Annotated in this window: 10 protein-coding genes; 3 read left to right on the top strand and 7 right to left on the bottom strand. The window is 40.3% G+C overall.

Features of this window, described 5'->3' with window-relative positions; translation table 11 throughout:
- Nucleotides 1-172 precede the first annotated feature (172 nt).
- Nucleotides 173-1,558, top strand: coding sequence for a PhoH family protein (locus FCS21_RS02135; protein WP_138620319.1), 1,386 nt, complete (start codon nucleotides 173-175; stop codon nucleotides 1,556-1,558).
- A gap of 587 nt (nucleotides 1,559-2,145) precedes the next feature.
- Here the strand turns inward: FCS21_RS02135 and FCS21_RS02130 are convergent.
- The 6 genes from FCS21_RS02130 to clrA form a co-directional block, all read right to left on the bottom strand.
- Nucleotides 2,146-4,008: a WD40/YVTN/BNR-like repeat-containing protein gene (locus FCS21_RS02130; protein WP_138620318.1), complete on the bottom strand. Its 1,863-nt coding sequence runs from the start codon at nucleotides 4,006-4,008 to the stop codon at nucleotides 2,146-2,148.
- A gap of 104 nt (nucleotides 4,009-4,112) precedes the next feature.
- On the bottom strand, nucleotides 4,113-5,219 hold the full coding sequence (locus tag FCS21_RS02125) for a P-loop NTPase (protein WP_138620317.1): 1,107 nt from the start codon (nucleotides 5,217-5,219) through the stop codon (nucleotides 4,113-4,115).
- A gap of 21 nt (nucleotides 5,220-5,240) precedes the next feature.
- Entirely contained in the window at nucleotides 5,241-6,041 is an 801-nt protein-coding gene (locus FCS21_RS02120) for an ethylbenzene dehydrogenase-related protein (RefSeq protein ID WP_138620316.1), read from the bottom strand.
- 27 nt (nucleotides 6,042-6,068) lie between these two features.
- Nucleotides 6,069-6,812 (bottom strand): molecular chaperone TorD family protein, encoded by a 744-nt coding sequence (locus FCS21_RS02115; RefSeq protein WP_138620315.1) that lies wholly within the window; start codon nucleotides 6,810-6,812, stop codon nucleotides 6,069-6,071.
- A gap of 10 nt (nucleotides 6,813-6,822) precedes the next feature.
- Nucleotides 6,823-7,803, bottom strand: coding sequence for a chlorate reductase subunit beta (gene clrB / locus FCS21_RS02110; RefSeq protein ID WP_138620314.1), 981 nt, complete (start codon nucleotides 7,801-7,803; stop codon nucleotides 6,823-6,825).
- Nucleotides 7,803-10,586: a chlorate reductase subunit alpha gene (gene clrA / locus FCS21_RS02105; protein ID WP_222927938.1), complete on the bottom strand. Its 2,784-nt coding sequence runs from the start codon at nucleotides 10,584-10,586 to the stop codon at nucleotides 7,803-7,805. Before clrA ends, clrB begins: the two co-directional genes overlap by 1 nt.
- 449 nt (nucleotides 10,587-11,035) lie before the next feature.
- On the opposite strand from clrA, the gene FCS21_RS02100 reads away from it, so the two are divergent.
- Complete coding sequence (locus FCS21_RS02100) at nucleotides 11,036-11,371, top strand: c-type cytochrome (RefSeq protein WP_138620313.1); 336 nt, start codon at nucleotides 11,036-11,038, stop codon at nucleotides 11,369-11,371.
- 344 nt (nucleotides 11,372-11,715) lie between these two features.
- Nucleotides 11,716-15,084, top strand: coding sequence for an ATP-binding protein (locus FCS21_RS02095; RefSeq protein ID WP_138620312.1), 3,369 nt, complete (start codon nucleotides 11,716-11,718; stop codon nucleotides 15,082-15,084).
- Between the two features lie 62 nt (nucleotides 15,085-15,146).
- Here the strand turns inward: FCS21_RS02095 and argR are convergent, their stop codons facing one another.
- On the bottom strand, nucleotides 15,147-15,620 hold the full coding sequence (gene argR / locus FCS21_RS02090) for a transcriptional regulator ArgR (protein ID WP_138620311.1): 474 nt from the start codon (nucleotides 15,618-15,620) through the stop codon (nucleotides 15,147-15,149).
- Between the last annotated feature and the right edge of the window lie 324 nt (nucleotides 15,621-15,944).

The raw sequence follows: 15,944 nt of genomic DNA, 5'->3' as shown, positions 1-15,944 counted from the left end.
AGTGGGCAAGGCTTAACTTAGCAAAAAGCACGGCTTCGTTGATAGCCTTACTAAAGCTCAGCATAGTCGACATTAATCTACCTTTACTCCGTTATAGAGTGTATCTATATAGCCACTGAAACTAGAAAATCAGTGTGCTAAATGCAGTGTTTACTTTTTTGGGAGCGACCTAATGAAAAACGTTAATGACAATAGAAATCCAAGAGTATTTGATACCTCAGCGTTAGTCCATGATCCTAAGAGTTTGTTGGCCTACCGTGATGATATTTATATTTGTTTAACGGTATTAGAAGAGTTAGATAATTTAAAAGAGCGGCTAGATAAAAGTGTTAGCCAAGATGCTCGTGCTGTTATTCGTATGCTTGAAGATATTATCAATGGTCATTCTAGTGAAGAAATGGAGCAGGGTATTCAGCTACCTTGTACTGAAACAGCCAAACGTGGCAAGCTATTTATTGGTATTGATACCCAGTTAGATTTTGCCAAAGAATTAAAGCACGCCATTGGCAGCGATGCCGATAATCGCATTATTAACTATGCCTTGCATTTACAAAACCAGTTACAAAAAAATGTCACTATCGTCAGTCGCGATATTAATATGCGTTTAAAAGCGCGTACTATAGGGGTTGATGCTGAAGACGTATTAGTAGATAACCAAGTCAGCGATATTGACTTGTTATATACCGGCGTGCAAGCATTTACTGGCGATTTATTTGATCGCTGTGAAGACGAAAAAGATTTTGCCATGAGTGGTAAGTTATATCGGTTTAATCGTGATGTTTTTAATGATGAAGCGCAAGTCAATATGTATTGGTATGACGAAGTGGGTCATATTGGCAAGATAAAAGAAGTGAATGAAGAGCATGTTTTCACCACGTTACTACAAAGAAAACAGGAAAAAATTTGGGGCATACTACCTAAAAATCCTCGACAAGCCGTCGCTCTAGATCAATTAACCGACCCTGAGCTTGATTTAAATATCATACTTGGCCCAGCGGGATCGGGTAAAACATTTTTAGCGGTTGCTAGTGGTTTACATCAAGTGATTGAAACCAAGCAATACAAAAAAATAGTGGTGGTGCGCAGCAGAGATTTTATGGATGACGACCCTGGGTTTCTACCCGGTGATTTAACCGAGAAATCTCTACCGCTATTGGCAGGTGTTACTGATGCTTTAATATCAATGCACTCAAGTGATGGTGCTGATGAAAAAAGTACTCGTGCTACCGTTGAGCATATTATTGATAAGGCCAATATTGAGTTTACCTCGATGGCGTATTTTAGAGGACGCTCTATTGATGATGCGGTATTGATTATTGATGAAGCGCAAAACATGACTAGGGCACAGATGAAAGGCATGCTCAGTCGAGGCGGTAAAAATTGTCGTACTATTGTACTGGGTAACCTTGCGCAAATTGATGATAGGTTTGTCACTGCAACTAGCTCAGGCGCTAGTGCTGCCGTTAATATTTATCGACATTATGAAAAGGGTAGTGTGCTAATATTTGATGAAGTTGAACGAAGCTCATTAGCTGAATTTACTGAAAAGAACTTTTAATGAATTTTTTTCGTTAGCCTGTTTTTACTAATACCAAGTCTATTAAGTTATTTCCCACTCAGCGAGTATTAAAAGGCTTAGAGGCAAGACATTGATTGAAGAGAATGGTTATTCCCTTGTCAAAATCAATAACGCCGCATGTAAGCCTTTGCCTTTTATTAGGTACTCGCCCTTGGGAGCTTATTAGCAAACTGATAACAGCACAAAATTGATGAAATATAGACTCATACCAGTTTCATTAATTAGGCGATCTACTTTATACGCAGGAAAAAATAGCCAAATACAAGGCATTTATTTTAATAACTAGTTGTTCTAATTATAAAATAAATAACGCAGTAGTTGGTTGTTTTAACCAGTAGAAATGATCACATAGTTAGTGAGATTGGTATCACTATACTTAACAAATTTTGCTTGTTCTAAGCTCGCTAATACAGCTCTGAGTTGGGAATAAATTTAATAGAATTGGTATAAGCTTGGCTTTAGCCAATCAGTTATTATGTAGTGATTATGGATTAAAAGCGCGGCAATATTTTGTTACTCCCGCGCTTTGATTAAGCAAGCCGTTATTTTTAGCTACTTTAGCCGTCTTATTTTCTTTGTAATATCGTGCCTTTATCCCCTACTGCGTAAACAACGCCGCTTTGGGTGGCACATACCGAACGTAAACCTGCACTGCTACCACTTTCTTCTCTAAGCCATTGTCCGTGGTCTAAACGAAGCACACAGCCACGCGTACCAACAGCATAAGCGCCGGCTTTTTCAGAGCCTGATATTGAAAGAAGATCTTCTCTAAGGCGAGTGGCCATTTGTTGCCAGCGTTGACCATTAAAATGTGCCAAGGTACCTGATAAGCCAACGCTATAAATATTAGTGAGACTGTCACCCCAAGCACCATAAAGAAAGTTTTCAGTACCCACGTTAAACTCTGCCCATTCTGTCCCGTTATAGCGAAGTATAAGACCAAAATCACCTGGGGCGAGCAAATGTTCATTATCCCACGCCCACAGACCATATAATGCCGATTTAGTACCACTTGCCATGCGTTGCCAGTTCAAACCATCAAAATGTAGTATTAAACCTTCGTCACCTACGGCATAAATAGAGTTCGGGCTGCTACCCCACATGGCGAGAATAGTAATATCTAAGTGCAAATCAAAATGTAGTGTCCATTCTTGTCCACCAAAGCGATAGATACGACCCAGTTGACCGGCGGCAAACAAACCATTGCCACTATCCCAAACACAATGTACGGCTAAATCACTGGGTGGCGGTAGTGTTTCCCAACAATCATTAGTTAAATCAGTTAAGCGCAAAACAGTACCCGCTTCACCACATGCGTAGCAATTACCGTTAACGCCTTCACTTACCTGCCAAAGTTGACGGGTATTTTGTGTTTCCATTGCTTGCCAAGGGCTTACTTCAACTGCTTTAGGTGGTGGCGCTAGGGCTTTAGTGAAATCTTCGGCCGCTGTCATAATAGTGCCAAAGTCACCAACCACTATCGCTTCTCCGGTAGGTAGTACAATGATGTCCATTAAATCATGATGACTATTACTTTCTAGCTTATCTAAGCGTAAACCGTTTAAGTAATATAAATGTCCTTGGTCACCGACAATCAATACGCCGTCTTTATAAGATTTCAGTGCTCTTATGCGTGGCATCGATTGCTCAAAATCAAGCGCATGAAATTCGCCGTCCTTATAATGGACTAACTCACCACGAAAGCCGCCTTGATCAATAAAATAACGACCGCCACCTAGTAAGAGACTACCATCAGGCATAATAAGCATAGCTTGAAATCCTGAACTGAGCTGACACTCAAGCTGTAACCATTGTCCGTTAGTATTACGCTGTAATACAGTGCCTTCACCACCAATGGCGTATACCGTTTGATCTTCGGCGCAGGCAACTGCACGTAAATTAATACTGGTCGGACTTTGTTCTAATTGCCACTTTTTACCATCAAAATGTAAAATAACGCCGTCGTCGCCTACTGCCCATGCTTCGCCTTTAGCGCTGCCGTCAATAGCAAATAAGGGGGTGTTTTCTTGGCAGGCTTGAAATTTACCGGTTTTTTCATCTATTTTACCACCGCTAAGGTGATGCCATTGCTGACCATCGTAATGAAGCAGTGTACCCATCCAGCCGACAGCGTATAGATTATTAGCAGAGGCACCCCAAATACCATGTAGCGGCTGGCGTACAGGTAAGGTCATTTGTTGCCACAAATCACCTGCTTGATCAGCAGTGCCTGTGTAATGTAATACCATACCTTCATCCCCCACAACAAATAACTCACCGTTACCCGCCCACCCAGACCACAGCACATCGCCGTCTCCTGCTCCTACCTCGGGTACTCTGTGCCACGGGGCTTTATTAGGTACATTTTTATCTATGTTTAGAAATTGATTGAAAAAACGGCGTCTATCTTTAGTAAGAGGTTCTGTCATGGATGTGTACTCATTAAAAAATAGCGGGATGATTATCGTTAGCGCTGCTGCACACTAACTCATTTGGTTATCACATATTTGCCATAAGAACTTGATTTTTCTTATTAATGATCTGGTTTGACATCAGTGCCTGCTGGTGCACCTAGCATAGTATTGAGTTGTTCGCGTAAAGCCTTACGCTGCTTAGGAGGAACAGCGTTCAGTGCTTGTGTTAACTCAGGTGAATCAAGTCCAGCTTGCGTTAAGTCGTGTAAAGATTGCGCCGCTGCTTCAGCAAATACTGAATCAGCATGAGCACGACAAGCCGCTATCGCTGGCGCAAAGGCAAGTGCTTCCGGGCCTTTAGGGGCTGATAATACGACTGGAACACCGGTATCTGAACCACTAGATAATGCCAATGACAACGGAATTTGTGTGAGTGACTCAACACCTGCTGCGCTAAGTGCTGCGGCTAAGTGAGAACGTGGAAATACATGAAATTCACCGCGACAATGCGGGCAAGTTACCCCTGCCATGTTTTCAACAACACCAATGATTGGTAATTTGCGATCTTGGCAAAACCGTACGGCTTTTAGACTGTCCATCAGGGCAACTTCTTGTGGTGTTGTCGCCAATAAAGCGGCTACGTCATGACCTTCTAGCATATCAGCTAAGGTGATCAGCTCATTCCCTGTGCCCGGCGGCATATCTATGATTAAAAAATCTAGCGGTCCCCAGTCAAAAGATCCTATTAAATGATGCATAAAGTCATGCTTGTAAGCATCGCGCCAAACAATAGGCGTGTCGTCACTTTGCATCATAAAAGCTAATGAGCCTACCTTAACAGGATGTTTAATACCTTTATAAGTAAAGGCCTGTGGCGGTAAACCTTTATTGCTTAAGCGTACGCGCTCACCAACAAAACCAAAAAATCGGCTTTGATTTGGACCATGAATATCAGCATCAGCGACACCAACATGATAATCTTGCGCAGCAAGTCCAGCGGCAACGTTGGCCGAGACGGTACTTTTCCCTACGCCACCTTTATTAGCCATTACCATAATAATTTGGCCAATGTCAGCTAGCCTCGCTTCAATCAAGCGCTTTTCATGATGACCTTTGTCTAATTTGCATTCCCCTTCTTCAGGGCAAAATTGACAGGCGTGGCCTCGGCCACAATCTGCTGGTGTTAAGGCTAATGGATCGCGCTCTGGATAATGAGAAACCGACATGCTGTATCCTTATTTTAGAAACTATTTTTTAGAAACGCTCGCTGTAGTATAGCCAGTATCTAACTTGATCCAAGTATGGGTTACGCGTTTATTACCGTCTCGCTCTTCATCGCTGCCTTGCCATACGGCAAAGCCCATTGGCACAATTGGACGTTGAAAGTTAACATCATACTTACCGTTAACTTTTAAAGGTCGAGACATGACTACATGCCAAGCATTATCTTCAGGGATCTGATCAAGTATATACGAGCTAGCACCACTTACCGCTTGCACAGGTAAGGTCGTGGTACTACCAAAGCCACCTGCCGCTAAATCAGCAACCTTATCGGTATCTGCACGCCAATACCAAATGTTGACTGGATTTTTGGGACCAGATCCCATCATGTAAGAAGTGTCAGCGTTATTAATCGCAAATTGTACTGCTACGCCATCACGAAAAGCATCAACGGTCGTCGTACGATCTTGTGTGGCGTCTTTCCAGCGCAAACGGATATAAAAGCGCTCACTAGATTGCGCGACTTGAAAGTAAATACGCTTACTGAGAGTAGCTCCTTCATCAAAGCGCAACTTAACTGATTGATGCACCGGTGGCGCAGTCAGTAAATTAGTATGATACATAGGTAAGCGATCCCAAATAAGGTCATCAGGATCGTTTTGGGTACGTAAGTAAATAGTCCCTGGGATGCGCGATACTTTTACCGTATCTCCTGGTTTTACCTCGGTAATGTTAGGGTTTAATTCGTTATCTTCTGCCCAGGCATAATTGATATTCACCGCTAACGCTAGCGTTAAAAAACTTTTTACAATAAGATTAACGTTCATTACTTATTCCTCACTTAGTGTGACCTTTCAAGTCCACATAGACTGATTGGCAGAGGCCACTGAAGTATTTTCAGTAGTTGATTTTGAGCTTGGACCTACTTGATCTTCTAAGGCGCGATGTTGAGCGCTCGCCCAATCGGGTAATACTGTAATTAGGTACGCTAAAGTAGCATCTAATTCGTAGTGACTCTCTTTAGCATAAGTCCCTCTAAGTATGCGTAGCATAGGAATTAGGTATCGCGCTAAAAAGTCACGCTGGGCACGACGAAAAGTACTGGTATCGCGACCACCGACTAATGCTTTAAGTTCTAAATGACATAGTAGTGCACAAAACTCTAGCATGGTCACTACATGGTCTGGCTCATCTTTTATCCCTTCATCGTCAACCGCGGCTTTTAAACCAAAGTGACTATAAAAGGCCTGTACGTTGAGCATAAAAGCGCCAGGTGTTTGTCCTGCAATTAATTGTGGATAGGCGCTCGCTACTAAAGGCACTCTGGGTTTTCCGCGATGACCATGGATAAAGGTAGCCATGTAGCCAACTTCTAAACTATGTAAGTCTTTGCTTGCGTTAAGCTCTGGCCAAGGTTGTTCACCTGAAGCTACCCAAGCATGACTAAAAGAACCTTGTAAACGACCTTCTTCAAGTGCTTGTTGAGTTTCTTTGAGTGGATAAGCAAACGTAACAGCACTAAGGTGATAAATTGTTTCGCGAGGTTCAGTAACCTGCGCTTCACGTTGTCGCGTTAAAGGTGAAATAATATCAATCATTTTGCCATCCTTAGCTCAGTTTGAACATTTCAGCGTGCTTAAAGCCAATTAAAGTATCCATTAATTCACTTTCTTTACCGTCAGCTTTTAACTGGCGAGCTTCAGCCAATGTTTCTAATACCTCGCCAACGCGTGGACCAAATAAGCTCTCCAGATAAGACAGTGGTATACGTGACTCGTCTAATTCTTCACCATTAGGACCAATTTTAGGTGGGGAGGAGGGCGGTACATAAAATACATTAGGTTGTGTGCCCCATTCAGCATGCAACGGTAGCGCCACCTTATATTTCTCTACTAATAAATGAATCGGTCCTGCTTCATCATCACGATAACCAATCCAGCGAATACGGCCAACACATTGTTGTGCACAGGCGGTAGGTAAACCTTTTTCAATGCGCGGATAGCAGAAAATACATTTTTCTGATTTAGATATTTGTTCATTAAAATATATTTTTTTGTATGGGCAAGCATTAACACAATAGCGATAGCCACGACAGCGCTCTTGGTCAACCAGTACAATGCCGTCTTCTTGGCGCTTGTAAATAGCATTGCGTGAACAAGCGGCCAAACAGGCAGGGTTTGCACAGTGGTTACATAAACGCGGAAGATAGAAATAGTAACTATTAGGATAATCACCTTCACCTTCGTCTTCATCCCAGTTAGCGCCCCAGGTAGGTTTAACATTAGGGCGTAACCATGGGTCAGTGCCAGTCATTAGGGCTTCTTCATAGTTGTATTCCCACGGAATGCCATAATCTTCTTGGCTGGGCTGTCGACCTAAACGTAGCGCACCATCTTTATCAAAACCACCACCCATTTGTTGATAGTCTTTTGGGTAACCTTTACCGGGCATGGTCTCGACGTTGTTCCAGTACATATGCTCGCGACCGTTACGGTTAGTCCACATCAATTTACAAGCGGCAGTACAGGTTTGACAGCCTATACATTTATTTAAATCTAAAACCATGCTGAGTTGGCGTTTAACAGTCATTATTTATTCCCCTTGAGCAATCTCGGGTCGGTAATATCTTCAAGTTTAGCTAATTCGACATCGTAGCTATTTTCATGAATCACTTGATTGGCGTTCCACTTAGCGTAAATAAACTTAAGGTGTCCCCACCCACCAACTAACTCTAGCGGTTGTAAGAAAGTAGCATGTGACATATTCATGTTTTTACGTTGAATATATTGGTGTGGCTCCCAGCCATGTTCCATCATAATTGAATTAACAGGAATACTAGGATAAAATTTCGCTTGCGCAAAAAAGTCACCGACAGCATTGAACATGCGCACGCGATCGCCATCTTTAATTCCCCGTTGTGCTGCTAATTTAGGATTAATATAAATATTAGGCTCACCGCGCTGCAACCTTAATAGGTATTTATTGCTTCGCCAGTTTGAGTGAATACCCCAACGCGCATGTGGTGAGTAAAACTCAAGCGGGTAGTTAGATGCACCTGCACCAGCATGAGAGCGAGCCGTTGGCACCATTGAGTTGAGTTTTTCAAAGCGCGGATGATCACAATAAAAAGTAATACGTCCAGTGAGTGTTTCGTAAGGCTTTTTACCATCTGTTTGTGCAGTAAAGGGATTATAGGGCTCGTCTGGTTTTAACGGTTGGTTTAAACCCGCATGCTCGTTCATCACAATAAAGCCGCGCTTTCCTGCATCTTCTAAGCTGACACCGCCGAACTCCGGTGAGTTTTCTACAATATGTTTAGCAACATCATAATCAGTATTTAGTGTGCCGTTTTTAGTAAAGTCATCATAAATGGTATGTAAATCACGAGTAACATCACCATCAGGTATTGGGCCAATACCTCGGGCAATAGCACGTTCTTGAATTTTTTTAGTCAATAACACCATGATATCCCAGTCAGGCTTTGATTCGCCAACTGGCTCGACCGAGCGAGTAAATATATTGGCAAAACGATGATAGCCCTGGGTACGTATATCCCAAGCTTCGTAATGGCTTGCTGCAGGCAGTACATAATCAGCCCACTCAGCGGTTGAGTCCATACGTACGTTAATATCAACAAATAACTCACTGGCTTGGCGAAGATGTTCTTCACGGTATGTTTTTGACATTTTATTACGGCGAAAGGTATTATCAGCAATTGAAATCATGCCTTTAACTTCACCGTAATAAGGCATCCACCCCTTATCCATTGACTCGTTCATCATGTCTTCCATTTCATCGAGATCGAAGCCGACGCGTTTTTTGAGTTTAGCGTTATCGAACACGGTTCGAGCGCCTTGCATCATACCGCCGCGTATAAACTCACCTAAACCACCGGCTTCATAGCGAGCTGATTTTTTGTATTCAAAGTTAGCGAGTTCCCCCCACAATGGATGGTTCCAAACCACCCAAGAGGTATCTAAGCCACCAGTGCGACCACCATGACCAGTAAGTGCTAGCGCAAGCGCATAGCCCCAGCCAATGTAAATACAGTTAGAATAACTTGAGGTAATGTAGCCGAGCATGATAATAGCTTTTTTAGCCTTAGCTAAGTGGCGCACTTCTTGGCGGACAATATCAGGGTGTATATTAGTGTCTGCCTGGGTCTTTTCTGGGGCGTATTTTGCTGCTTCTTTTTTAACTTGTTCAAAAACGGTAGTGACCTTGATACCTTTAACCGTAAAGGTTCCTTCAATCGCGGGATCAACATCGCCTAGCTTTAAGGTTTTAGTTTTATCGCCCATTGAACCTTTGACTTTTACCGCTTTTTTAGTGACTAAATCCCAATGATAAAACACTTCTTCTGATCCGCCTTTTTCTAAATCGGCTTCACGCAACATTTTGCCATTATCAAGGCGTACTAATATGGGCAAGTCAGTTTGTTCTTTCATAAACGCAGGTTTAAAGAGTTTTTCTTCAATAATAACGTGTACAAAGGACATGGCTAAAAACGGATCTGAGCCTTGTTTAATAGGCATCCATAAGTCAGTGTGAATAGAGCTAGGGTTATAATCTGGGGCTGTACTGGTAATGCGCGCACCATTATATTTAGCTTCCCATATATAATGGGCGTCAGGAATACGAGTCGCATTGGGGTTAATCATACCTAGCATTATATAATCGGCATCAAACCAAGCGTCAGAAGTAAAGCTCTCTAGTGGGTTACCGTAGGCTAAATGCGCGCCAGTATTTAAATCACCCACGACGGTAAAGCCATCAAGCTGAATACCACCAACGAGAGAAGCAAATCGGTTTGGACCGGATTGGCGGACCATGGTTTGGTTACCAGAGCCTTGGTGTGTTTTGAGTTTACCTGGGCCGTATTTAACAAAAATATCGATGATCTTATCGGCAATTTCTTCGGTGGCTTGTTCCCAAGAGATACGTTGCCACTTACCTTCACCACGTTCGCCAGCACGCTTTAAAGGATAGCGTAAGCGGTCTGCTTCATACATTGAGGTAGAGTGAATAGCACCTTTTTGACAACCTCTAGGATTAGCATCAGGAACCTTGGCATTAACTTGCGGGTATTTAGCTATTTGTTCTTCACGAATAACAATGCCGTCTTTAACGTAGACATTCCACGCGCAGTTGCCCATACAGTTGATACAATGAGCGGCATGACCTATTGAGTCCCAGGTCCATTCATTACGGTATAAATCTTCCCAGCCTCGATAAGGATATTCTTTAGCTAAGGTATTGCCTATAGGTTCTAAGCGATTGAGGCTCCAACTTTTATTGCTAAGCATAACACCTGTGCCAGCAACGCCTAAGCCTTTAAGAAAGTCGCGGCGCTTTATTTTCCCCATTTCCATACCATTCTCCTAATCAACGTTCGTCGTCGACTAACCGATAACTGAAATATAGTTAATAAAGGGTAGACAATAACGATAAATTACCAATGAGTGATTGTGCACCTGCCGTCAAATTTTTTTAATTAATGTAAAATAAGTATCACTAACAAATACGGTTATGCACGCTATTAGCATCTTTATGAGTCTATAACAGCTTGTCGGGTTTACATGTGAAAATAATGTAAAACATATGGAAAATATAGACAATAACATACCAATTAAGATGCCAAATCAAGTGCAGTTAATAATGCTTGCAATGAATTTATTGACATACTAATGTTAATAGGTGTAATAGCTTATTTTTGTAAAGTCAATTTTGTAAAATTAATTTTTTAACAATTAATAAATATTAAAAATTATTAATTTCATGAATATTAATTTATGTTGAAAAAGAAAAAGGAACCAAGATAATGATAAAGCAATCGATAACTGCACTTACTTTTATGTCGTTAACGTTTTTAATGATGCAAACAGGAGTTGCTCATGCAGCGACAACAGGAGATGCTAAAGCTGGTGCAAAAAAAGTAGCCATGTGTGCTGCTTGTCATGGCGCCACTGGCCATTCAGCGATTAATATTTATCCTAATTTAGCCGGGCAACATGCTAACTACCTTGAAAGTGCTCTCAAAGCATACCGTTCAGGTGAAAGAGCTGGCGGAATGTCAGCGATGATGACACCACAAGCGGCTAATTTAAGTGATCAAGATATTGCCGATATTGCCGCCTACTTTAGTACGCAAAAATAAGTACGCAAAAATAATGTTAAGTCACTTAGCTTTACTAAGAAGATTTAGATAAGTTAATTACATTAATTAAAATACGTTAATTTATGATGATAGGTGTCTATGATGCTAAAATTCTATGCATAGGTGCCTAAGTCATATATGAACGACATAGGTTCAATACCCAATAGAGTTGATATTATGTTGAACCATAACACTTCAGACCTCATTTTAAATAACACTACCACCTTAGTCGTCTTTGATATAAACCGTATGGCTGACGTTTTAAATATAGCCACTTTGGGTTTTGCTTTAATTTCCTCCTAATTATTTTTAACTTTTATTGAAACAAAACTTAAGGTCTTTCAGTGCATCACCAAACGGGCATCAATACAGTCTTTAGACGCTATAACATCACTATTGTTGTGGCATTTATTGTTATTATTTTGGTTGCTTTTTCTGCTGCCTCACTTCGATATTTCAACCAAATTTCACAGCACAAACAGCAAAGCTTACTTGAGCTAAAGCAAGAGGCTCAACAACTTAATAATATTTTAGAGCAAAGTGTTCAAGCCGTTGTTGGGATACAAGCGTTTGCTGAGTATATTCTCAAACATCCTAACGAAATAAATATTCCTATGCCTGGTTTATCACAACAAGGTGAGTTGTTTTATTTAAATAAACCGCTACATGATGTTATTAAGCAAGGAAAACGCTTAAGCAGTAACATTACTGGTTTAGGGGAAATAAGTCAGTTTGATACACTGAAAAAACAAGAAATTGCTATGGCGAATGCACTAACGCCGGCATTTGTTGCCGCACAAAACATTCTCAAAGAAGCCACGTGGTTTTATTATATTTCCTTTGATAATTTTGTGAGTATTTACCCTTGGGTTGACCGTGAAATATGGCAGTTTAATAAAAAAACCTTAGCTAGACCTCATAATCAAATGATGCAGTCATTAACAGTTAAAGATAATCGTGTATTGTGGTCACCTCCCTACCTTGATGCAGCAGGTAGTGGTATGAATGCCTCATTAGGTACCGGTGTTTTTCATCAAAATAAGCTGCTAGGCTCGGTCGTGATTGATATTAATTTATCGCGCTTGCATGCTAATTTGCCAGAGTTAGACTCCAATGAACAAGGGTTACTTTTATATAATAATAATAATGATATCCTTCTTTCAAAACGCCGAGGAAAAGAATCATTAAGCTACCGTGCCTCTTGGCAAGATCTGTTACCTAAATCCTTACAAGGGCTTAATGCCCAAGCCCTGGCTAAAGTAGGTGACAGTGAACATTTAGGTGATTGGCTTATTGAAAAGCAAGTGTTGGCGATTAATGATTGGACCTTGTTAAAGTATCAACGCTATGAGAATTTTTCAGCACCGCAGTACAGTGATTTTATGTTTGTTTTCGTCATGTTATTTATCGGTTTATTAGCATTTCTTATGCTAATAAATACTATGACAAAGCGTACCTTTATTAAGCCCACTACAGAGTTTATTAATCATATTCAATACTGCGCGGAGGGGGATCCCGGTAAGGTAACACCTACGGCAGACTGGTTACATTGGTTTCAAGTAGTTGAAGATATATTTACTCAAAACCGAAGTTTGCTACTACAACTCACTGAGCAAAATGATGTATTAGACAGTCGTGTTATTGAAAAAACACAAGCGTTGCAAGAGAGTAGTGCCAAGCATCAACGTGACTATGCTTTATTGCTTTCTGTGATGAATGCTATTCCTGAATTAATTGTATTTAATGATCCAAAGGGCTTATTGATGGGCTGTAACAAAGCGTTTGAGCGTTTAACTCAGCATTCAGTCGAGCAAATGTTAGGCAGTAAATCTGTTATTTTTATGCCCGCACCTTTAGCAGAAGAAGTTAACCGTTTAAATGCTGATAATAATGATATTTATCCGCAGCAAGCATTAATTAAAGCGGGTGATTATATATATCAAGGTTTCTGTAATCAATTTACCGATGACCAAGGTAATATTCTTGGTACTATCAGTATTTTTCATGATGTTACGCTACAACAAGCAACGCAATCAGCCCTGAAAAAAGCCAAAGATCAAGCCGAGTATGCTAACCGAGTTAAGCTTCAATTTCTGGCTAATATGAGTCATGAAGTAAGAACCCCTATTAATGCGATGCAAGGCATGATGGACTTATTAGCGCATACTACTTTAGATCCCCGTCAACAACATTACTTAGTTAATGCACAAAGTGCCTCATCGACGTTATTACACCTTGTTGATGAGCTTTTAGACTTATCTAAAATTGAAGCGGGTAAAATGATTGTTAGACAAGAGCCTGTTAACTTACCGATTATTATTAATAAAGCCTTAAAGCTTAATATTGGTAATGTTGATCACCAGCGCGTTAAAGTCATTGTTGATATAAGTCCCGATGTTCCTAGTAATGTTATTTGTGATGAAATGCGTTTAATACAAGTGCTTGCTAATTTATTAAATAATGCCATTAAATTTACTGAGCAAGGTCAAATTAGTTTACTTATTGATGCGCCTTTAATAAAAGATAATGTCGCTAAGGTGCGCTTTCGCGTTATTGATACCGGAATTGGTATCGCTAGTGATAATCAAGGACATTTATTTACTGCCTTTAGTCAAGCTGATGAGTCAATGACCCGTAAATATGGCGGTTCTGGTTTAGGGTTATCTATTTGTCAGCAAATTATTAAATTGTTGGGAGGAGAAATCAACCTTACTAGTCAATTAGGACAGGGCAGTGAACTTAGTTTTGTTTTGCCACTGCAATTGGTTTTACCTTCAGAACAACCGGCAAGCGATTCACGTTTAGTTAATTTACCCGCAGAGTTAGCTAAGCCGTTGGTCACTAACGTAACTATTTATGCAATTAATCAAGAACTTTCGATAAGCTTTATTAATAGTATTACCAAGATGGGCTGGGTATTACATGACATTCCCAATGTGGAAGCTTTATGTCAAATAGAGGTAGTTGCCAATAGCGTATTACTGATTGAAGAAGCTGACTTTGTTAAGCAACAACATCATAACGGCTCAATGATGCCCTTAGCTGAGTTTACATTACTTTGCTTATGCCAACCTGCGTTGAGTAATAAAACTAGTATCGATTTAGCGAAGTTACCTAGCACCTACTTATTAATTGATAAACCGCTGTTTCGTTATACGCTTGACCAAATATCTCAAGCTTTAGTGAATAAAGATGAAACAGTAAATGAGATGACACCACAAAAAAATAGTCAGATAGGAAGTACTGATAATACACGTTACCAAGAAAAATTAACCGATAAAATTGCCGTAAAGAGTGACAACATCTTGTTATTAACCAGTAATGAGGAAAACCTACAAGGTGTTACCGTGTTATTAGTGGAGGATAACTTGGTTAATCAATTAGTAGCCAAAGAGCTATTATTAAACTTACAGGCGAAGGTGAGCATTGCTGATAATGGCCAAAGCGCGTTAGCTATTTTAGCAGAACAACAATTTGATGTGGTGTTAATGGATATTCAGATGCCTATTATGGATGGGCTTAGCGCAACGAAAAAAATTAGAGCACAAAGTCAGTATCAGGATTTACCTATTATAGCGATGACAGCCCATGCTAGAGATGAAGATAAACAGCAAAGCTTAGCAGCAGGAATGAACTTACACATACCTAAGCCCATCACCAAGCAATTGTTATTAAGTAGTATAAAACAAGTAATCAATAAGGCAGCCGTGTAGTGTGCTATCGTATTGTCCGGTGTTTAATCTAAGCGTAAATTTAGGTTAAACTTAAGCTAGTTTTAAGCTAGGTTTTTTGAGAACAGCTCCTCCAATTTTTTGATGGTTTCATCAATTTTACTCACGTCACTCGGGGCAATAAAAATAGTATCATCACCGGCAATAGTACCCAGCACCCCATCACTTTTACTTAAACTATCAAGTAGCCTAGCGATGAGTTGAGCAGCACCAGGGCTGGTTTGTAAAATAATCATCACGCCATTATGCTCTATCTCTAAAACAAGCTGTTTTAGCGGACTTTGTGCTGTAGGCACGCCTAACTCAGCAGGTAAGCAGTAAACCATTTCTTGGCGCGCATTTCGCGTTCTTACCGCGCCATACTTGCTTAGCATGCGAGATATTTTTGATTGACTTATGTTATCAAAGCCATTGGCTTTCAATGAATCAACAATTTCACCTTGAGAGCCAAATTGCTCTTGTTTCAATAAATCTTTAAATGCTTGTACTAGTGCTTCTTGTTTTTGTAAACCGTTCATAATGCAAAATCAACCCGTAATAGACTAAAGTGGCGTTTGTAATCAATATAAATAACGCTAGTATATACCCAAATCACATGTAGATGCAGGTTTCAGCTGGAATTAGCAATGTATTTAAGCAAAGTTTTAATTTTAAGAATGATGTAACTTTTTAAAATCAATAACGTAGCATAAACATTATGGTAACATTATACGGGAAGTTAATACCGACTATAAGTTTATAAAAATTGTTTTTTACTTAGTTATACTATATCTTTTGTTCAGCAAAAAATTAACGTATTTACTCGAATATTATTTCAACGATTAATTTTACAACAAATAACC

This window comes from Colwellia ponticola (genome assembly GCF_005885605.1).
GTDB lineage: Bacteria > Pseudomonadota > Gammaproteobacteria > Enterobacterales > Alteromonadaceae > Colwellia > Colwellia ponticola.
The sequence above is the reverse complement of the archived record's forward strand: the minus strand, read 5'-3'. Positions and strand labels throughout refer to the sequence as shown.